16 protein-coding genes are annotated in these 18,752 nt (G+C 66.0%); all 16 read right to left on the reverse strand.

The window, feature by feature from the left end; genetic code table 11:
- Positions 1–139: 139 nt before the first annotated feature.
- Complete coding sequence (ftsZ, locus tag B4F07_RS06860) at positions 140–1,609, reverse strand: cell division protein FtsZ (protein ID WP_293703079.1); 1,470 nt, start codon at positions 1,607–1,609, stop codon at positions 140–142.
- Positions 1,610–1,762: 153 nt separating this feature from the next.
- Positions 1,763–3,019 (reverse strand): cell division protein FtsA, encoded by a 1,257-nt coding sequence (gene ftsA, locus B4F07_RS06865; protein ID WP_293703076.1) that lies wholly within the window; start codon positions 3,017–3,019, stop codon positions 1,763–1,765.
- 3 nt (positions 3,020–3,022) lie between these two features.
- Complete coding sequence (locus B4F07_RS06870) at positions 3,023–3,961, reverse strand: cell division protein FtsQ/DivIB (RefSeq protein ID WP_293703074.1); 939 nt, start codon at positions 3,959–3,961, stop codon at positions 3,023–3,025.
- Positions 3,958–4,881 carry a D-alanine--D-alanine ligase gene (locus B4F07_RS06875; RefSeq protein ID WP_293703071.1) on the reverse strand — a complete coding sequence of 308 codons (924 nt, stop codon included), beginning with the start codon at positions 4,879–4,881 and terminating at the stop codon, positions 3,958–3,960. Before B4F07_RS06875 ends, B4F07_RS06870 begins: the two co-directional genes overlap by 4 nt.
- Positions 4,878–5,777 (reverse strand): UDP-N-acetylmuramate dehydrogenase, encoded by a 900-nt coding sequence (murB, locus tag B4F07_RS06880; RefSeq protein ID WP_293703068.1) that lies wholly within the window; start codon positions 5,775–5,777, stop codon positions 4,878–4,880. The genes B4F07_RS06875 and murB overlap by 4 nt, the downstream gene beginning before the upstream one ends.
- Before the next feature lie 115 nt (positions 5,778–5,892).
- The gene (gene murC, locus B4F07_RS06885; protein ID WP_293704717.1) at positions 5,893–7,326 is read right to left on the reverse strand and encodes a UDP-N-acetylmuramate--L-alanine ligase; all 1,434 of its coding nucleotides are present in this window, start codon (positions 7,324–7,326) and stop codon (positions 5,893–5,895) included.
- Complete coding sequence (gene murG, locus B4F07_RS06890) at positions 7,326–8,510, reverse strand: undecaprenyldiphospho-muramoylpentapeptide beta-N-acetylglucosaminyltransferase (RefSeq protein ID WP_293703066.1); 1,185 nt, start codon at positions 8,508–8,510, stop codon at positions 7,326–7,328. The genes murC and murG overlap by 1 nt, the downstream gene beginning before the upstream one ends.
- On the reverse strand, positions 8,507–9,745 hold the full coding sequence (locus B4F07_RS06895) for an FtsW/RodA/SpoVE family cell cycle protein (protein ID WP_293703063.1): 1,239 nt from the start codon (positions 9,743–9,745) through the stop codon (positions 8,507–8,509). Before B4F07_RS06895 ends, murG begins: the two co-directional genes overlap by 4 nt.
- Positions 9,742–11,046 carry a UDP-N-acetylmuramoyl-L-alanine--D-glutamate ligase gene (murD, locus tag B4F07_RS06900; protein WP_293703060.1) on the reverse strand — a complete coding sequence of 435 codons (1,305 nt, stop codon included), beginning with the start codon at positions 11,044–11,046 and terminating at the stop codon, positions 9,742–9,744. The genes B4F07_RS06895 and murD overlap by 4 nt, the downstream gene beginning before the upstream one ends.
- Positions 11,043–12,113, reverse strand: a complete 1,071-nt coding sequence (gene mraY, locus B4F07_RS06905; protein WP_293703057.1) for a phospho-N-acetylmuramoyl-pentapeptide-transferase — start codon at positions 12,111–12,113, stop codon at positions 11,043–11,045. Before mraY ends, murD begins: the two co-directional genes overlap by 4 nt.
- Positions 12,113–13,489 carry a UDP-N-acetylmuramoyl-tripeptide--D-alanyl-D-alanine ligase gene (locus B4F07_RS06910; RefSeq protein ID WP_293703054.1) on the reverse strand — a complete coding sequence of 459 codons (1,377 nt, stop codon included), beginning with the start codon at positions 13,487–13,489 and terminating at the stop codon, positions 12,113–12,115. Before B4F07_RS06910 ends, mraY begins: the two co-directional genes overlap by 1 nt.
- Positions 13,486–14,925: a UDP-N-acetylmuramoyl-L-alanyl-D-glutamate--2,6-diaminopimelate ligase gene (locus B4F07_RS06915; protein WP_293703051.1), complete on the reverse strand. Its 1,440-nt coding sequence runs from the start codon at positions 14,923–14,925 to the stop codon at positions 13,486–13,488. The genes B4F07_RS06910 and B4F07_RS06915 overlap by 4 nt, the downstream gene beginning before the upstream one ends.
- A complete protein-coding gene (locus tag B4F07_RS06920) occupies positions 14,925–16,619 on the reverse strand; it encodes a peptidoglycan D,D-transpeptidase FtsI family protein (RefSeq protein WP_293703048.1) in 1,695 nt (564 codons plus the stop codon). The genes B4F07_RS06915 and B4F07_RS06920 overlap by 1 nt, the downstream gene beginning before the upstream one ends.
- The gene (locus tag B4F07_RS06925) at positions 16,616–17,209 is read right to left on the reverse strand and encodes a hypothetical protein (protein WP_293703045.1); all 594 of its coding nucleotides are present in this window, start codon (positions 17,207–17,209) and stop codon (positions 16,616–16,618) included. Before B4F07_RS06925 ends, B4F07_RS06920 begins: the two co-directional genes overlap by 4 nt.
- Positions 17,203–18,183 carry a 16S rRNA (cytosine(1402)-N(4))-methyltransferase RsmH gene (rsmH, locus tag B4F07_RS06930; RefSeq protein WP_293703042.1) on the reverse strand — a complete coding sequence of 327 codons (981 nt, stop codon included), beginning with the start codon at positions 18,181–18,183 and terminating at the stop codon, positions 17,203–17,205. Before rsmH ends, B4F07_RS06925 begins: the two co-directional genes overlap by 7 nt.
- The gene (locus B4F07_RS06935) at positions 18,180–18,680 is read right to left on the reverse strand and encodes a division/cell wall cluster transcriptional repressor MraZ (RefSeq protein ID WP_293703039.1); all 501 of its coding nucleotides are present in this window, start codon (positions 18,678–18,680) and stop codon (positions 18,180–18,182) included. The genes rsmH and B4F07_RS06935 overlap by 4 nt, the downstream gene beginning before the upstream one ends.
- Positions 18,681–18,752 lie beyond the last annotated feature (72 nt).

The following is an 18,752-nucleotide window of genomic DNA, read 5'->3' on the forward strand; positions in this document are numbered from 1 at the left end:
AACCCCAGCAACAACGCACCGAACGCGCCGGCGCAAAGCCGAACGCGTGTCGGCCTCGCCGTTATTTTCGCTTGCCGCATGGGCAATTCATCCCGATCTCCGGCCTGCCTTGCCCTGCGAGCAGCCGTTTATGGCCCCGTTACTGGTTGTTCTGACGCCCCAGGAAGCGCGGGATATCCACCCCGTCTTGCTTGTCAGCGGCATCGCCCTCCGGCGCCGTGGCCCCACGCGACAGGCGCGACATGCGTTCGAACAGCGTGCCGCCGCCTATCGAGCGGGCGGGCGACTCCTCGCCAGCCCCTGCCTCGCCGCCCGATGCCGGGGGCGGTGCCGTGCGGTAATCAGTCGCCGGCTCTTCGGGCGCGTCGAGCACCAGCTCTTCCGCGGTGTCGTCATAGGTCGCCGCGACCTGCGACAATTCCATTGGCTCTTCTTCGGCCGCGGGCGCTTCGACGTCGACCGTGTCGCTCAGCGAAAAGCCCGGTGCCGGATCATTGGCTCCATCAGCCAGGGCTTCAGCGACCGGCTCTTCTTCGACGACCGGCGCAAACGCCTCCTCAGCCACCGGCGCGGGGGTTGCCGTGCGCGCGGGAGCAAAGGAGAAGCTGCGCGTCGCGGGTGCAGCCTGCGCCGCCATTTCGCCCGTGCTGTCGATACCGGTGGCGACCACCGACACGCGGATCTTGCCATCCAGGCTGTCGTTGAACGCACTGCCCCAGATGATGTTCGCATCGGGATCGACCAGCTCGCGAATATGGTTCGCGGCTTCGTCGACTTCCATCAGGCGCATGTCTTCGCCGCCGGTGATCGAGATGATAACACCCTTGGCGCCCGCCATCGAGACGCCATCAAGCAGCGGGTTGGCAATCGCTTTCTGCGCGGCTTCGAGCGCACGGCCGTCGCCTTCGGCTTCGCCGGTCCCCATCATCGCCTTGCCCATTTCGCGCATCACGCTGCGCACGTCGGCAAAATCGAGGTTGATCAGGCCAGGCATGACCATCAGGTCGGTGATACCGCGCACACCCTGCTGCAACACTTCATCCGCCATGGTGAAGGCTTCTTTGAAGGTCGTGTTCGGGTTGGCGACCAGAAACAGATTCTGGTTCGGAATGACGATCAGCGTGTCGACATGATCCTGCAGCTCGGCAATGCCCGAGTCCGCCGACCGCATCCGGCGCTGACCTTCGAAGGTGAAGGGCTTGGTCACGACGCCGACGGTCAGGATGCCGCGGTCGCGTGCTGCCTTGGCGATCACGGGTGCCGCCCCGGTGCCGGTGCCGCCGCCCATTCCGGCGGCGATGAAGCACATATGGGCGCCGTTCAGCGCCTCTTCGACCTGTGCGATGCTTTCCTCAGCGGCCGCACGGCCAACCTCGGGCCGCGAACCCGCGCCCAGCCCTTGGGTGATCTGCGTCCCCAGTTGGATGCGCCGCTCGGCGGGTGATGCGTTCAACGCCTGCGCGTCGGTATTCGCGACGATGAAATCGACCCCCTCGACCCGCGAGGCAATCATATTTGCGATGGCATTGCCGCCCGCGCCGCCGACACCGATAACCGCGATCCGCGGCTTCAGTTCGTCGACCTGTGGCGGGCCAATGTTGATGCTCATCAATCAGTCTCCCTGCAGCGGCGAACCTGTGCCGCTTCCCTCACCATGCGACCCTACCAGGCGGTGGTCCTCCCGCCTGGATTTCTTGCACCGCATTGCACTATTGTGACGCGGGAATCATCCAAAAAATTAACCTTTTTTCGCGTCTCACCGCTAAAAGCTGCTTTTCAGCGCCGCCATCAGGCGGTGCAGGATCGATGTACTTGCCGGACGATAGACGTCCTGCGACATCATCGGCAGATCGCGCAGATCGACCGGGTCCGACGCGGCATAGAGAACCAAACCGGCCAGCGTCGCGAAAGCAGGGCCGCTGTGCGCATCGGGCAGGCCATGCAGGCCGCGCGGCCTTCCAACCCGCGCGGCGCGGCCGAGTGCGCTCTGGGTGTAATCGGCAATGCCTTTCAGATCGGCGCCGCCGCCGACGAGTACCACTTGGCGCCCGATTGGGCCAACGAAATGCAGATCTTTGAGCGTCCTGCCGATCTCTCCCATCATCGCGTCGAGACGTTGGCGGATCACCGTCACCAACTGCGCGCGGGTGATCCGCGGAGCATCGCCGCTCGTCGGCGCTCCGGGTTCCAGCTCGATAATTTCGTTGTTATCGCGCGGGCTGGCCGAGGCCGAGCCGTAAAAGCTCTGGAGCCGCTGCGCCTGACTGCGCCGGATGCCAAAGGCCGAGGCAATGTCATCGGTGATGTCGCTGGCACCAAAGGGCAGCGACGCCATTTCGACGAGCATCCCTCCGGCATAGAGCGACACTGTCGTCACCGCGGCGCCGAGCTCGACCAGCGCCACGCCCAGGTCGCGTTCCTCGTCCGACAGACAAGCGAGTCCTGCGGCGATCGGCGACGCGACAACCGCGTTGACGTCCAGATGCGCCTGCCGCACCGCCGCCTCCAGGTTCCGCACCGGCGCGCCGTCGGCCATGATGATATGAATGTCGACGCCGAGGCGGTCGGCGTGCAGCCCGATCGGGTTCTTGACCCCGGTCAGCCCGTCGAGCGTATAAAGCGCGGGCTGGGCGTGGAGGATCATCCGTCCCTCGGGATCGATCCCGGCGCGTCCTGCGGCAAGCAGGTCGTCGATATCTTCTTTCTCGATCCTGTGGCCGCCGAGTTCGCTTTCGATCGGTGCCACGTCGCTGAGCAACCCGCCGGCCGAAAAGCTGACCCAGACGTCATCGATGTTGAGCCCCGCGATCCGCTCGGCCTGTTCGATCGCCTCGCGCACGATATGCTCGGTCTGCTCCATGTCGGCGACATAGCCGCGCTGGACGCCGCGGCTTTCGCGCTGGCCGGTGCCAAGCACGTGGAGCTGGCCATCGGCGGTCTGCCCCGCGATCAGCGCACAGACCTTCCACGACCCGACATCGAGCGCGGTGATGATCTTTTCGATGCGCGGCGGGGCCATGCTTTATCCTTCGTTCGACGCTGCGGTCGCGACGGCATCGACCGCAGCGCGCGCGTCGTCGAGCTTCGCGGGCGCCACCTGCCCCTCGTGTGGCAGACGTAGCACGAAGCGGCTCGGATCGCGCATGTCGAAACGCAATATGCCGCGCCCGAGCAAGCGGTTAGCGCCATCCAGATGCGCAAATTTGGCGAGCGCGGCTTTCGCCTCGGCCTCGCCCTCCGGCAACGACAGCGTCTCGCCGCTACGAAAGCGCAGATCCCAGCGGCGATTGCCGACCCAGGTCGCGCCCGCAAGCAATTCCTTGAGGCTGCTTGCCTCGGCCAGTAAGCGGTCGAGATCCTGCGAGCGCTGGTTCGCCTTGGGGCCGATCACCAGCGGCAGGTCGGGCATCGTTGCGACCGTGACCGGTTCGAGCACCACGCCCTTTTCGTCGATCAGCGACAGGCGGTTGTTATGCTGCCAGATCGCCGCCGGGGTGCGCTCGACGATGTCGACGACGAGCGTATCGGGCAGCCGCCGCGAGACGCGCGCGTCCTTGATCCAGCCATAACGCATCAGATCGCCGCGCACCCCGTCGAGGTCGACCGCCGCCATCGAGCGGTCCTTTTGCGCGAGGGCGATGTCGTAAACCTTCAGCCGGTCGATGCGGTCGGCGCCGACGACTTCGACCTTTTTGACCTGAAATCCGGCGCGGCCGACCGCCTGCGCATATTCCTCATGGATCTTCGCCGTCACCCCGGTCGCGTGCGCGGCCAGACCCGCGACGGCGAACAGGCTAAGCCCGATTGTCCAGTTGGCGACCTTCTGCAACCGCTGCGGGCTGATCGGCAGCGCGTTGATGATCGCGTTGAGCCGTGAGGTCTGCACCTTGCGCCGCTTCTTCGGCGTCCGCGCCGGGCGCCGCGGCGGCGAGCTGCCGCGCTTGATCCGCGTGTTACTCATAACGCTTCCCCCACGATGCGTTCGACCAGTTCGGCATAGTCCATGCCCACAGCCCGCCCCTGTTCGGGTACCAGACTGAGCGGCGTCATTCCCGGCTGGGTGTTAACTTCGAGCAGATAGATGCCCGCCAAACCATGCTCGTCGTCCCAGCGGAAATCGGAGCGCGAGGCGCCCTTGCAGCCGAGCAGGCGGTGCGATTGCAGCGCCAGATCTTTCATCCGCTGCGCGACTTCCTCCGGGACATCGGCGGGGCACACATGTTCGGTGAGGCCGTCGGTATATTTGGCGTCATAATCGTAAAAGCCCGACTTGACGCGCAGCTCGGTCACCGCGAGCGCTTGATCGCCCAGCACCGCAACGGTCAGCTCGCGCCCCTTGATGAAGGGTTCGGCAAGCAGGCGGTCGAACTCCTGCCACGGACCGACGGCTTCGCGCGCGATCGGGTTGCCGTAATTGCTGTCGTCCTTGACGATGGCGACCCCAACCGACGAGCCCTCGTTGACGGGCTTCAGCACATAGGGGCGCGGCAAGGGGTCGATGGAATAGAGGCTTTCGCTGTCGACCATGGTCCCCGTCGGCATCGGAATACCATGCGGCACCAGCGCCTGCTTCGTCAATTCCTTGTCGATCGCGATCACCGAAGTGACGAGGCCGCTATGGGTATATTTCAGCCCCATCAGGTCGAGCATACCCTGCACCGTCCCGTCCTCGCCGGGAACGCCGTGGAGCGCGTTGAAAACGACATCGGGCTTGGCCTCGGCGAGCCGCTGCGCGACGTCGCGGTCCATGTCGATGCGCGTAACCTTGTGGCCGCGCGATTCCAGCGCGTCGGCGACGCCATTGCCGCTCATCAGCGACACTTCGCGTTCAGCCGACCAGCCACCCATCAGGACGGCGACATGCCATGGACCCCGGCTCACTTCGCCACTCCCACGCGCTGTATTTCCCATTGCAAATCCACGCCGCTCTTGTCCTTGACCCGTCGGCGGACTTCCTCACCGAGGGCTTCGATGTCGGCGCTCGTCGCCTCACCGGTGTTGATCAGAAAATTGGTGTGCTTTTCGCTGACCTGCGCGCCGCCGACCGCGAAGCCGCGGCAGCCGGCCTCGTCGACGAGCTGCCACGCCTTGTGGGCCTCCGGATTTTTGAAGGTCGAGCCGCCGGTTTTCGAGCGCAGCGGCTGCGACGCTTCGCGGCTGGCCGAGATGCGGTCCATTTCGGCCTGGATCGCCGCGGGTTCGCCGGGTCGACCGCGGAAGGTCGCGCCGATCACCACCGCGCCCTCAGGCAGTTCGCTGTGGCGATAGGTGTAGCCAAGGTCGGCGAGCGGCAGCGTCTTGCGCTCGCCCGAGCGAAGCACGACGTCGGCGTCGATCAGGATATCTTTAACCTCACCGCCATAGGCGCCGCCGTTCATGCGCACGAAGCCACCGACGGTGCCGGGGATCGAGCGGAGGAATTCCATGCCGGCAATGCCCGCATCGCGCGCGGTCGAGGAGACGAGAATGCCGGAGGCGCCCCCGCCGCAGCGCAGCGTCGTCGCGTCGATCGCTTCGACTTTCGCGAAAGCCTTGCCTAGCCGGATGACGACACCGGGAAAGCCGCCATCGCGGACGATCAGGTTCGAGCCGAGGCCGAGCGCCATCACGGGGACAGCGGGATCAAGATCGCGCAGGAAATCGGCGAGGTCGTCGGCATCTTTCGGTTCGAACAGCCACTCGGCGGGGCCGCCCGATTTGAACCAGACGAGCGGTGCGAGGGGTGCTTGCGGGGTGAGTTTGCCGCGCACGGCGGGGAGGGTGGCGAGGTCGCTCACAACGGCACCCCTTCCCCGTTCGTCCCGAGCGAAGTCGAGGGACGTCTGGCGCGGCGCTGGCGTGTCTCGACTTCGCTCGACACGAACGGAGGTGGGATGGGAACGGAGAAGTTTTTCATCCCGCCCCCTCCACTGCGCTCGCCAGACCCGCCGCCATCTTGGTGATATCGCCCGCGCCAAGGCAAATGACCATATCGCCCGCGCCCAGATCGCCCGCCTCAATGCTGGCCGCAATGGCTGAGGCCAACGCCCCAGCGTCCGCAACAACACTCGCCTGCCGATGCCCGCGGTCGCGTAACCCCGCGACCAGCTCGTCCGACGACACGCCGTCGATCGGCGTCTCGCCCGCGGCATAGACGGGCAGCGCCAGCACGATATCGGCGTCGTTAAACGCCTGCTGGAAATCGTCCATATGGTCGCGCAAGCGCGTGAAGCGGTGCGGCTGGACGACGCCGACGACGCGCCCTGCCCCGACACCTTCGCGCGCCGCCGACAGCACCGCGCGGATTTCGACCGGGTGGTGGGCGTAGTCGTCGATCACCGTAACCACCCCGCCCTCGACCGCGATCTCGCCGACCTTGGTGAAACGCCGCTTGACCCCGGCGAAACCGTTGAAGCCCGACACGATCTTGTCGTCCGACACGCCCATGTGCAGCGCCACGGCAATCGCGGCGAGCGAGTTCTGGACATTGTGGCGCCCCGACATCGGCAGATGGATGCCCTCGATCGTCCGGCTATTGCCGTCGCGGTCGCGCACAACGACGTCGAAGCGATTGCCGTCGGGGCCGGGCACCACATTGGTGCCGCGCACGTCGGCTTGGGCGGAGAAGCCATAGGTCACGATCCGCCGGTCGCGGATGCGCGGGATGATCGCCTGCACCTCGGGATGGTCGAGGCAAAGCATCGCGGCGCCATAGAACGGGACGTTCTCGATAAACTCGACGAAGGCGTCCTTGATCGCGTCGAAGCTGCCATAATGGTCGAGATGTTCGGGATCGATGTTGGTGACGACCGCGATCGTGCCGTCGAGGCGCAGGAAGCTGCCGTCGCTCTCATCGGCCTCGACCACCATCCAGTCGCTGGCACCGAGCCGCGCGTTCGACCCATAATTGTTGATGATACCGCCGTTGATCACCGTCGGATCGATCCCGCCCGCATCAAGCAACGCCGCGACCAGGCTGGTCGTCGTCGTCTTGCCGTGGGTGCCAGCAATGGCGACGGTCGATTTCAGCCGCATCAGTTCGGCGAGCATTTCGGCGCGGCGGACGAGCGGAATGCGCTGCGCGAGCGCGGCCTCGACCTCCGGATTGCCACGCTTGACCGCGGTCGAGGTGACGACCACTGCCACGCCGTCGACGTTCGCGGCATCATGGCCGATCGCGACCTTGATCCCGCGTTTGCGCAGGCCTTCAATGACATAGCCATCGGCGATATCGCTGCCCTGCACCTGATAGCCCAGATTGTGCATCACCTCGGCGATCCCGGACATGCCGATGCCGCCGATGCCGATGAAGTGGATGGGGCCGATGTCGGTCGCAACGCCGCGCATCATTCGCCTCCCATGCGCGCCGACGCCATGCCGGTTGCGGCGGCACGCTGGCCCGACGGCGCCCCGACGCGGATGACGTCCATCATCGGCGGCGCGGCGAGCGATTCGACGAGGTCGGCGAGGTCGCGCGTCGCGTCGGGCAGGCCGCAGCTTGCGGCGCGCGCGGCGGCGTTTTCCAGCGCGCCGGGTTCGAGCGCCATGCGCTGGATCTGCTTGGCGAGTTCGCTGGCGGTGAATTGCGGCTGCGGGATCGAGCGCGCCCCGCCCGCCTGCACCATATCCACGACATTATAGGTCTGGTGATTGTCCATCGCGTGCGGATAGGGCACGAAGATCGCTGGCCGCCCGGCGCAGGCCAGCTCGGCCACGGTCGACGCCCCGGCGCGCGCGATCACCAGATGCGCCCAGCGCAGCCGCTCGGGGAAATCGGCGATATAGGTCGCGCATTCGGCGGCAACTCCCATGTCGGCATATTTCCGGCGCACTTCGTCCAGATCGGCGTCGCGGCACTGCTGCACCACCTGCAACCGGTCGAGTAGCGCGCGGGGCAGCATCGCGATCGCGGCGGGGACGACATCGCTGAGCACCGTCGCGCCCAGACTGCCGCCGACCACGAGCAGGCGGAAAATGCCGTCCTCGGTCAGCGGCGGAAAACCTTCCTCGCGGATCGCGATGATCTCGTCGCGCACCGGATTGCCGGTGATATGCTTCTTCAACTCGTGCCCTGCCGGGTAGCGCTGGATGTTATGATAGGCGACCGCGACCGCATCGACCCGCGGCGCCATCATCCGGTTGACCCGGCCGAGCACGGCATTTTGTTCGTGCAGCACGCGCGGCCGTTTCGTCGCGCCCGCGGCGAGCAGGCTGGGCAGCGACGGATAGCCGCCAAAGCCGACGACGACGGCGGGATCGAAGTCGCGGATCAGGTCGATCGCCATGCGGCGCCCCTTGAAGATCGCCAGCGCCGCCTTGACCCAACCGACCGGCCCGCCCGAGACCCGGCCCGCAGGCAGCACATGCGTCTCCATTTCGTGCGGTGCGCCGGGGATGCGCAGGCCACGGTCGTCGCTGACCAGCGCCACGCGGTGGCCGCGCGAAATCAGCTCGCCCGCGAGGGCATAGGCGGGCAGCATATGGCCCCCCGTCCCACCGGCGGCGAGCAGATAGTGGCGGGTTGCAGTCATTTCTTGTTCCAGTTGCGGGTCATCGACACCCGCGCCGCATAGGGGTTTCGCCGGGTCAGCGACAAGAGCAAACCCATGCCGATCGACAGCGCGATGAACGACGAACCGCCATAGCTGATGAACGGCAAGGTCATCCCCTTCGACGGGAAGATCTGCGTGTTCACCGCCATATTGATCACCGCCTGCCCGCCAAACTGCGCGATCAGCGCTGCGACCGCGAGGATCAGGAAACTATCCTCTTCGTCGAGCAGGCGCACCAGCACGCGCACGATGATCGCGAGATAGAGGATCGCGATCGCGATGCACGCGATCATCCCGAATTCCTCACCGATGACCGAGAAGATATAGTCGGTGTGTGCTTCGGGCAGCTGAAATTTGGCCAGCCCCGCCCCCGGCCCGGTGCCGATCAGCCCGCCCGCGGTCAGCGTCGCATGCGCCTTGTCGACCTGAAAGCTGTCACCCTCGGCGAACAGCCAGATATTGATGCGCTGCTGCGCCACGGGGTAAAAGAAATAGGCGAGGATGATGCCGACGACACCGGTCGCCGCGAGCATCCCCATGATCCGCATCGACAGCCCGGCGACCAGCACGAGCACCAGCCAGGTCGCGGCAAAGATGACCGTCTGGCCCAGATCGGGCTGGCCCATCAGCAACACCGCGATGACCCCGGTCAGCACAAAGCTGAGCGGAACCACCGGCAGGCTCTGATCGTGCAGCCGCAGCGACAATATCCACGCCAGCGACACCGCGAAGAAGGGCTTCAGAAATTCCGATGGTTGCAGCCGGAACATACCGCTGCCGATCCACCGCTGCGCGCCGTTCACTGTGGTGCCGAACAGGGGCACCAGGAACAGCAGGAACAGAAAGATGATCGTGCCATAAATCGCAAAGCGCCGCGCCTGCGCCTTGGGCAGCATCGACACCGCCAGCATTACCGGCACCCCGACGATCACCCACATCAGCTGGCGATAGAAATAATAAAGCGGATCAAGCGAGGCGGTGCTGGTGGACAATTTCTGTGCCGCAACGGGCGAGGCCGCAGCGACCGCAACCAACCCAATCGCAACGAGCATCGAAACGAGCAGCAGCAGGACGCGGTCGATTTCCCAGAACCACAGGCCCAGCGGGGTGCGGTCGGCGCGGCTGAGGCGCGGGCCGCGGCGCTTGGCGGGGCGCGTCGTCGCGATCACCGGCCGTTCGGTCGTGGCGTCCATATTGTCCATTCCCCCGCTCATGCCCCAAGCGCCTGCACAAGTCCGCGAAAAACATCGCCGCGCTGTTCATAATCCTTGAACTGGTCGAACGAGGCGCAGGCGGGCGAAAGCAAGACGATGTCGCCTGGTCGCGCTGCCGCCGCCGCTTGGGCGACGGCCGTCGCCATGTCGTCCGACCGTTCGACCGGAATTGCATCGCCGATCTCGGCGGCGAAACCCTCCATCGCCTGGCCAATCAGATAGGCTTGGCGCACATGCCCAAACCAGGGACGACACGCTGCCAGCCCGTCACCCTTGGCCTGCCCCCCGGCAATCCAGTGCAAACGCTGGTCCGGCGCCGGCGGAAACGCCGCCAGCGCCGGTGCAGCGGAAGCCGCGTTGGTCGCCTTGCTGTCGTTATACCAGCGGACGCCAGCGACTTCGCCGACCAATTCCATGCGGTGCGGCAGCGACTTGAATGTCGCGAGACCGCGTTCGATCGCTTCGTCGTTAAGCCCCAGCACGCGACACACCGCGATCGCGCAGACGGCGTTCTGCGCATTGTGCGGGCCTTGCAGTGCTGGCCAGCGCGCCTGATCGACCGGGTCGATGTCCTTGCCTGACACGCGGTGCAGCCGATGGTTGATCCGGCTCGCGATCATCTTCGACGGATCGTCATCAACCGCAACGATCGCGACCTGATCGCGATGCTGCAAGCCGAACAGGCGTGCCTTCGACGCGGCATAGCCGGTAAAGCCGTCATAGCGGTCGAGATGATCGGGGCTCAGGTTGGTCAGCACCGCGACGTCGCACGCCAGACTATGCGACAGGTCGATCTGGTAGCTCGACAGTTCCAGGACATAGACCCCGCCGTCGGGAAGCGGATCGCGCGACAGGATCGGCAGGCCGATATTGCCGCCCATCAGCGACGGCACCCCCGCGCTTTCCAGCATATGGTGGATCAGCGCGGTGACGGTCGACTTGCCATTGGTGCCGGTGATCCCGACGACTCTGTGCGGCGGCAGGTCGCCGCGCGCTTCGGCGAACAGCTCGACGTCGCCGATCACCGGCACATGCGCCTCGCGCGCATGCGCTGCGATTGGGTGACGGTTAAGCGGCACACCGGGCGAGACGACCACCCCGGCAAAACCGATCAGGTCGATGTCGAGCGGATTGCCGATGTCGGCGCCCAGCGCCATCGCATCGTCGCGGGCTTCTTCGCGGTCATCCCACGCGGTGACCCCGGCGCCGCTGGCGACCAGCGCCTCGACCGTCGCCAGCCCCGAGCGCGCCAGTCCCAGCACCGCATAGCGGCGACCGGCAAAGGCGCGCGAGGTGATCACCGCAGTTTCAAGGTCGCGAGCCCCGCGAGCGCGAGGACGATCGACACGATCCAGAAACGGATGACGACGGTCGATTCGGGCCAGCCCAATTGTTCAAAATGATGGTGGATCGGCGCCATGCGGAACACCCGCTTGCCGGTGCGCTTGTACCAGAACACCTGGATGATCACGGACAGCGCCTCGACCACGAACAGCCCGCCGACCAGCACCAGCACCAGCTCGTGCTGTGCCGTGACCGCAATCGTCGCCAGCGCCCCGCCGAGCGCGAGGCTGCCGGTATCGCCCATGAACACTGCAGCGGGCGGCGCATTGAACCATAGAAAAGCAAGGCAAGCACCGATGATCGCGGCGGCGAAGATGGCGAGCTCACCCGCCCCCGCGACATGCGGGATGCCCAAATATTCAGCGAATTTCACATTGCCCGTCAGATAGACGATGACGAGAAAGGTCAGGCTGGCGATGATGACCGGGAAGGTGGCGAGCCCGTCAAGCCCGTCGGTCAGGTTCACCGCATTGCCAAAGCCGACGATCAGCACCATCGCAAAGACATAATAGAGCGGCCCGAGTTCGAGCACGACGCCGCTGAAAAAGGGCAGATAGAGGTCGGTGCCGGTACGCGACACGATCAGGAACACCGCGACCCCGGCGATCAGAAACTCGATCAGCAGGCGGACGCGCCCCGGAATCCCGCGGTGGCTGGCCTTGGTGACCTTGTCGAGATCGTCGAGAAAGCCGACGGCGGCGAACCCTCCGGTCACAAAAATGCACGCCCATACAAAGCGGTTCGACAGGTCCATCCACAACAGGGCGGAGATCATCAGCGAGATGAGGATCATCAGCCCGCCCATCGTCGGCGTACCCTTTTTGGCGAGGTGGCTTTGCGGCCCGTCTTCGCGGATCGGCTGCCCCTTCCCTTGCCGCATCCGCAGCATCAGGATGAAGCGCGGCCCGATCCACAGCCCGATGATCAGCGCCGTCGCAACCGCGGCGCCCGAGCGGAAGCTGAGATAGCGAATGAGGTTGAGAACCCCCGGAAAGCCCAGCCATTCCGCCAGCCAGTAAAGCATCAAAATTCCCCGTTGGTCAGCGCCGCCACCAGATGCGACAGGCCGACGCTGTTCGACCCTTTGATCAGCACCGTGTCCTCGGGCCGGATCAAGTCGCCCAGCCGCGCGCGGGCGGCCGAATGGTCGGCCACATGCGCGAAATCGATCTGCCCCTCAAGCGCCTTTGCCAGCGGCGCCATCTCGTCGCCGACGAGCAGGGCGAATTGCACCCGGGCTGCGACGAGCGGAGCCGCGAGACCGGCGTGATAGGCCTCGCTGTCCGGCCCCAGTTCCTTCATCGCGCCCAGAATCGCGATCCGGCGCTCGCCCGATTCGCTGCCGAGCTGGCCGATCGTCGCCGCCATCGAGGCGGGGTTGGCGTTATAGCTTTCGTCGATCAGCAGGATATGCCCGTCGCCAAACGGTAGGCGGTGACGCGCGCCGCGTCCGGCGAGCCCCGCCATTTCGGCAAAGGCCAGCCCCGCTGCGGGCAGGTCGCCACCGACCGCCTTGACCGCCGCCAGCACGGCAAGCGAATTGGACACCCAGTGCGCCCCGGCCTGCGCGATGGTGAAGCACAGCAGCGCATCCTGCACCTGCGCGGTCACAAGCGAACCGCCCTTGCCGTCGGACAGCCAGTCGACCGCGCGAACATCGGCGTCGGCACCCAACCCAAAGCTGATCACATGGGCGGCGTGCTGCTCGGCCTTGGCGCGGAGCCGGGCATAATGGGGGCTGTCGAAGGGGACGATCGCGGTGCCGCCGGGTTCGAGTCCTTCAAAAATCTCGCCTTTCGCTTCGGCAATCGCCTCTTCGCTGCCGAAAAACTCCATATGCGCCGGGGCGATGGTCGTCACGATGGCGACGTGCGGACGGACCATGCGGGTCAGTTCGGCGAGCTCGCCCGCATGGTTCATCCCCATCTCGAACACCCCGAAATCGGCGGTCGAGGGCATGCGCGCCAGGCTGAGCGGGACGCCGACATGGTTGTTGTAGCTTTTGACTGAGCGGTGCGCTTTGCCGGGGCGGAAGCGGTCGAGCGCCGCGAACAGTGCTTCCTTGGTTCCTGTTTTACCCGCCGAGCCGGTCACCCCGATGATCCGGCCATGGCTACGCGCGCGCGACGCGGTGCCGAGCGCGTTCAGCGCCACGGCGCTGTCGGCGACGCGGACATGCGGATGGTCGATCGCGGTCTCGCAGATGATCCCCGCCGCCCCGGCGGCAATCGCCTTGTCGATAAACTTGTGTCCGTCGGTCGCCTCGCCGCGCATCGCGACGAACAGGTCACCCGTGGCCACCTCGCGCGAATCGAACGCGACACCATGCGCGGTAAAATCATGGCTCGCTTCCCCGCCCGTCGCGGCGGCGATGGCGCGCGCGGTCCACAGCGGGGTCATGCCGCGCACTCGCGCGCGACGGCCACGTCGTCGAAGGGAATGACCCGCATGTCGGCGCCGGAGCCGACTATCTGCCCATGCTCATGCCCCTTGCCCGCGATGCAGACGATGTCGTCGGCGCGCGCTTCGGCAATCGCAGCGGCGATCGCGGCGCGGCGGTCGCCGATGACTTGCGCGCTCGGCGCGCCCGCCGCAATCGCGGCGCGGATTAGCGACGGATCCTCACCGCGCGGATTATCGTCGGTGATGATCAGCACCTCAGCCTTGGCCGCCGCGACCTTTCCCATCTCCGGTCGCTTCGCCTGATCGCGGTCGCCGCCGGCGCCGAACACCAGGATCAGCCGCCCGGTCGCATGGGGGCGCAGCGCGTCGAGCGCCGCCTCGATGGCGTCGGGGGTATGCGCATAATCGACATAGACCGGCGCCCCGGCCTTGGTGATCGCCGCACGTTCGAGCCGCCCGCGCACCGGCTGGAGCCGCGCCAGATTGGCGAGCGTTTGCGCCACATCGCCGCCCGTCGCGATGACCAGGCCCGCCGACACCAGCGCATTGGCGACCTGATAGGCGCCGATCAGGGGCAGGTCGACCTTGTGGGTCACATCGCCCGCTGTGATGACAAGCGTCTGGCCAAGCTGGGTCGGTTCGCGCGAAACAAGCCGCAGGTCGTCGCCCCGCGCCCCGACCGTCATCAGCCGGATGCCGCGCGCGCGCACCGCATCGGCCACAGCGGCCGAATAGGCGTCGTCGTTCCAAACCACCGCCGTACCATCCGGCTCGACCACTTCGCTGAACAGCCGCAGCTTGGCCGCGAGATAGGCGTCCATCGTACCATGATAGTCGAGATGATCGTGGCTGAGGTTGGTGAACGCCGCGGCCTTCACCGGCAATCCTTCGGTGCGATATTGGTCGAGGCCGTGGCTGGACGCCTCGAACACCGCATGGCTGACGCCTTCGGTTGCCAGCCCCGACATAGTGCTGAGGAAGGTCACGATATCGGGCGTCGTCAGCCCGGTCGAGGCGCTGTCGTTCGACGTCGTGATGCCCAGCGTGCCGATCGACGCCGCGTGAAACCCCGCCATCCGCCACAGCTGGCGCGTCATTTCGACGGTCGAGGTCTTGCCGTTGGTGCCGGTCACCGCGACGCAGGTCGCCGGAAAACGATGAAAGAAGCGCGCCGCAACATGCGCAAAGGCGCGGCGCGGATTGGCTTCGGCAACATGCACCGCGCCATCGACCGGCGCTTCGGGCCGCGCGACGATCGCCACCGCCCCGGCCTCGATCGCCGCCGGAATGAAGTCCTCGCCGTTGAATTTTTCGCCGATGAAGGCGCCGAATATGGTCCCCGGCGCGACTTTGCGATGGTCGATCGCCAACCCGGTCACGACCGGATCGGGAACCCCGTCATGTGATTGTTCGAGCAGCGCGGAGAGGCGCATTATTCACCGTCCCCGTTTCTCCACAGCAGCGGGGTGAGTTCGGAGACATCGACGTCGCGGCTTTCGTCGGGGAATACGCCGAGCATCGGCCCGGCACGCATCACGACCTTGCTGACCACCGGCGCTGCGGTCCAGCCTGCGGTGCGCTGACCCGAGCTATAAGCATTGCCCTTCGGTTCGTCGATCATCACCAGCACGACATAGCGCGGATTGTCCATCGGGAACGCCGCGGCAAAGGTCGCGACGACCGAGCTGCGGCGATAGCCGCCCGCGCCGGGCTTTTCGGCGCTGCCCGTCTTGCCGCCGACGCGAAAACCGGGCGCTTCGGCCTTTTTGCCCGTGCCGTCGGATACGATCAGGCGCAGCAACTGGCGCATCCGCGCGCTGGTTGCCGCCTTGAACACGCGGCGGCCCTTGGGCGGCGCTTGGTCGCCGAGCTTGGTGATCGTCGCGGGACGATAGATGCCGCCGTTGACCAGCGCGGCATAGGCGCTGGCAAGGTGCAGCGGGGTCACCGCGATGCCATGGCCATAGCCGGTGGTCATCGTCGTCAGTCGACCCCAATCCTTCGGCCACAGCGGAAAGGCGCGTTCCTTCAGGTCGATCTTTGGCCGTGTATCGAAATCGAGCTTGCGGAACATCGCCTCCATATTTTCGCGACCCAGTTCGTCGGAAATGCGTGCGGTCGTGATGTTCGAGCTGTGGATCAGCGTTTCGGGGACGTTGAGCCAGCGGTTCGATGGATGGCTGTCGCGGATGCGAAAACCCGCGATCGCGAGCGGCGCCGTTGCGTCATAGCGGCGTGCCATGCTGGTGACGGTGCCGGCGTCGATCGCTGCCGCCACCGTCAGCGGCTTGAAGGTCGAGCCCAACTCATACAGATTATGTGTTACCGCGTTGCGCCGCGCCGCCATGTTTTCGGGGACCAGCTTGTTCGGATTATAGGTCGGCAGCGACGTCATCGCCGCGATTTCGCCGGTGTGGACATCGAGGATGATCCCCGCGCCGCCGATCGCTTCGAGATTGGCGACCGCCGAACCCAGCTCGCTTTCGAGGACGCCTTGCACCCGCGCGTCGATCGACAGCGCCAGCGGCTCGCCGCGCGTCGCCTTGTCGATCAGGCGGCCGTCGAATGCGCCCTCGGCGCCCGTGACACCACGTCCCGCCGCGTCGGTGAAGCCCAGCACATGCGCGGCGAGGCTGAGCTGCGGATACAGCCGTTCCTTTTCGCGCGGAAAATCGAACCCGACGTCACCGATCGCATTTACCGCTGCGACCTGATCGGGCAGCGCGCGGCGGCGGATATAGGTCGGGCGGGGCCCGCTGATCTTGGCGAGCAATTCGGCGCGCGACATGTCGGGGAAAATCTTGTGCAGCTCATCGGCCAGATATTGGCGATTGTTCAAAAGCTTGGCCGGCACGACGCGGATCGCATAACCGTCGATCGTCCGCGCCAGCGGGACACCGTTGCGATCGACGATGTCGGCGCGCGCGGGAATGAAAGCCGTCGACGCCGTCCCATTGCGCGACCCGGTATCGAATAATGCGAAATAGAGCAGCCGCACCGACACGAGCAAAAATGCCGCCATGAACAGCAGCATCAGGATCATCAGACGCTGCTGCGCGGTCAGCAAGATTTGCTGCCGCACCCCAGCGGTACGCACCCGGGTCGGACGGACGACCAGCGTGTTCATCGGCCGGACTTCCCTCCCGCGGCTTCGGCGGCAGCGGCGCGCTTCAGATCGGCGAGCGTCGATTCGGCGAGCAACTGGTCCTCGATCATCTTGAGCTGTTCACGGCGGCGGGTCGGCGTCATCCGCGGCGCGGCGTCGCTGCGAATTCCGGTTTCGGCCTGCGCCAGCACGACCGGCTTAGCGGCCGCGGGTTTCGCAGCAACCGGGCTTTCCTTAGGCACTGCGGGAACGGCGACCGGCGATACCATCGCCATCAGCACCGGCGCGACCTCATTCGCGCCGCGCGCGCGCGGCAGACCATCAAGCGAGGCGAGCTGACGCTCGTTGGCAAGATACTGATCGGCGGCGGGGGCCGAATAGCCGAACGTGTCGACGTTCCACTGCTCAAGCTGACGCATCGAAGCGCGCACCGCGAGTTCGGACTCGAGGTAGCGGATATTGTCGCGGCTGCGCTCGATCTCTTTTTCGATGCGTGTCAGTTCGCTGCGCGTCGCCGCAACCTTCAGCGACACGGGGTAGAGCATCATCGCACATATGAGCACGAGCAGGACCAGCCCGATGCCCTGAAGTTTGCGCGCCGCCATCAGCATGAGATCGCCTCCTTCATCGTGGATTGCCCCGGCCAGGCCGGCGCTGCCGTCCGCACCGCGCTGCGCAGCGTGGCTGATCGGGCGCGCGGGTTGCGCGCCTCCTCGGCCTTGCTCGGCCGCACCTTGCGGGCCGGGGGCTCGAAAGTTGCGGGCCGCGCCAGAGGGATCGGCGCGGGCCGGTGGCGCGAACCGGCGGCATCGCTGCCGCTCCGTTCGCGCAGAAAATTCTTCACGATCCGGTCTTCGGTGCTGTGAAAGCTGACCACCGCCAACCGGCCGCCGGGACGCAGGATGCGCTCCGCAGCGGCCAAGCCGGCGACCAACTCGTCGAGTTCGGCATTGATGTGGATGCGGATCGCCTGAAAGCTCTTGGTCGAGGGATCCTTGGGCGCTCCGGGCGGATGGCGCAGCGCCTTGCGGATCACTGTCGCCAGCTCGGCGGTACGGCTGAGCGGACGCGCAGCAACGATGGCGCGGGCAACGCGGCGCGACTGACGCTCATCGCCATAATGAAACAGCACATCGGCGATCTCGGTCTCGTCGGCGCGGTTCAGCCACTCGGCGGCGGTTTCGCCGTCCTGCGCCATGCGCATGTCGAGCGGGCCGTCCTTCTGAAACGAAAAGCCGCGCTCGCCCTGGTCGAGTTGCATCGACGACACGCCGATATCGAAGGTGATGCCATCGACGGCATCGATCCCGCGCTCGGCCAAGAGCCGGTCGATTTCGCCGAACCGGCCGTGGATCAGCGTCAGCTTGCCATCGGATTCCTCGACCAGCACCTGTCCGTCGGCAATTGCATCGGGATCGCGGTCGCAGGCGACGACATCGGCGCCCGCCGCGAGCATCGCGCGGGTGTAGCCACCGGCGCCAAAGGTCGCATCGACATGGCGCTCACCCGGGGCGATGGCGAGCGCAGCGATCACTTCGTCGCGGAGAACGGGATCGTGGCGGGGATCGCGGGAAAGATCGCTCATTTGCGCCCCTTCCCTTTGGTCGCATCCCATGCCGCAGCGAGCCGCTGCAACACCGGATCGGCGTCGGCGCATTCGGCGAGCGTCGGCAGCCACCAGATTTCAAAGCGGCGGCCCGACCCGACAAAGGCGGTCGCGCCACTGTCGCCAACGCGGTCGCGATGGGTGAAGCCGGGCAGGAAGCGGCCGCTGTCGTCGAGCGCATAGGCGTCGGTGTAGCTGAACCGCTTCTTGAATTCGAAATCCTCGTCAAAATCGAGATTGCGCGAGCGCGCGGTGTCGCGGTCGCGCTCGATCTCGCCGTTCAGGCGATCATATTGATCGTGGCCATAGGCAACGAGGCAGGGCAGCTTTTCGTGGAAGCCAACCCAAAGTACGCGCTGGCCGTCCGCAGTAAGGGGCACATTGTTGCGGAACTGAGAGGGGACGGCGATGCGTCCCTTGCCATCGATCGCGGCGAAGCTGGTTCCCGCATATTGGCCGGGCGTCACAATCGCCATCGCTCTGCCCCCCCGTATGCGCCTGCGGGCAATACTTCCCTGGCCCCAGAATCGCATGATTCCAGTTGGTTC

The organism is Sphingopyxis sp. UBA6723 (assembly GCF_002454115.1).
Taxonomy (GTDB): Bacteria; Pseudomonadota; Alphaproteobacteria; order Sphingomonadales; family Sphingomonadaceae; genus Sphingopyxis.

Excerpts from the sequence above, each read along its gene's own strand:
- murC (WP_293704717.1), bottom strand. The coding sequence starts at position 7,326 with ATGCGCGGCGTTGCGACCGACATCGGCCCCATCCACTTCATCGGCATC.
- B4F07_RS06870 (WP_293703074.1), bottom strand. The coding sequence starts at position 3,961 with ATGAGTAACACGCGGATCAAGCGCGGCAGCTCGCCGCCGCGGCGCCCG.
- B4F07_RS06915 (WP_293703051.1), bottom strand. The coding sequence starts at position 14,925 with ATGCGCCTCTCCGCGCTGCTCGAACAATCACATGACGGGGTTCCCGAT.
- murG (WP_293703066.1), bottom strand. The coding sequence starts at position 8,510 with ATGACTGCAACCCGCCACTATCTGCTCGCCGCCGGTGGGACGGGGGGC.
- ftsZ (WP_293703079.1), bottom strand. The coding sequence starts at position 1,609 with ATGAGCATCAACATTGGCCCGCCACAGGTCGACGAACTGAAGCCGCGG.
- rsmH (WP_293703042.1), bottom strand. The coding sequence starts at position 18,183 with ATGAGCGATCTTTCCCGCGATCCCCGCCACGATCCCGTTCTCCGCGAC.
- B4F07_RS06925 (WP_293703045.1), bottom strand. The coding sequence starts at position 17,209 with ATGCTGATGGCGGCGCGCAAACTTCAGGGCATCGGGCTGGTCCTGCTC.
- mraY (WP_293703057.1), bottom strand. The coding sequence starts at position 12,113 with ATGCTTTACTGGCTGGCGGAATGGCTGGGCTTTCCGGGGGTTCTCAAC.
- B4F07_RS06910 (WP_293703054.1), bottom strand. The coding sequence starts at position 13,489 with ATGACCCCGCTGTGGACCGCGCGCGCCATCGCCGCCGCGACGGGCGGG.
- B4F07_RS06935 (WP_293703039.1), bottom strand. The coding sequence starts at position 18,680 with ATGGCGATTGTGACGCCCGGCCAATATGCGGGAACCAGCTTCGCCGCG.
- ftsA (WP_293703076.1), bottom strand. The coding sequence starts at position 3,019 with ATGGCCCCGCCGCGCATCGAAAAGATCATCACCGCGCTCGATGTCGGG.
- B4F07_RS06895 (WP_293703063.1), bottom strand. The coding sequence starts at position 9,745 with ATGAGCGGGGGAATGGACAATATGGACGCCACGACCGAACGGCCGGTG.
- B4F07_RS06920 (WP_293703048.1), bottom strand. The coding sequence starts at position 16,619 with ATGAACACGCTGGTCGTCCGTCCGACCCGGGTGCGTACCGCTGGGGTG.